We start from the raw sequence: 590 nt of genomic DNA, 5'->3' as shown, positions 1-590 counted from the left end.
GACTTGCGCACGTTGTGGTGGGTCCACACGCGGGTCCATGCACCTGTTTTGGGGTCTTTGATCATGGTTTTCTCGTTCATCCATTCCCGGTAGATCGTTGAAAACTCGTGCAGTTGCACACCCCACGCGGCGGCTTCATCCAGTGTGGTGATCCGGGTCAGTTTCAGCGCAAGTCGGTAGATGGTGCGCCCGGCATCGGTGCGTGGGTTGGTGGTGGTGTAGCGGCGGACCACGCGTTGGGCGTGGACGAGGCAGCGTTGAATTTTCGTAGTCGGCCAGCACTTTTTGATTGCGCTGTATGCGCCTTGGCCGCCGTCGATGACGGCGATGAGTGGGGCTTCGATGCGTTCAAGCAGCAGTTGGTAGTCGCGGGTGGTTTCGTGTTTGCACCAGTGCCAGGCGATCACGTGGTCGATGGTCGCCGCGACGATCAGGCAGCCACCGGCGGTGTAGGTGCCATCGAGAAATACCTGGTCGTAGATCCGCTTGTGGTGGCCGGCGGTGGGGTCAGGCACATCAACGAGCCAGCACCACTTGAAGCGCCGCTTCATGGTGGCGCGGCTAACACCGTTTCGTTTGGCTAGGTCGTC

The 590-nt window shown here is 60.3% G+C and carries 1 pseudogene; it reads right to left on the bottom strand.

Annotation, left to right across the window (positions count from 1 at the left end):
• Positions 1–590 (bottom strand): annotated as a pseudogene (locus IE258_RS40855) (IS256-like element IS1249 family transposase); the annotation flags it as partial.

Origin of the sequence: Streptomyces tendae (assembly GCF_014650435.1) — a bacterium.
GTDB lineage: Bacteria > Actinomycetota > Actinomycetes > Streptomycetales > Streptomycetaceae > Streptomyces > Streptomyces tendae.
This window is presented reverse-complemented; position numbering and strand designations above follow the sequence as displayed.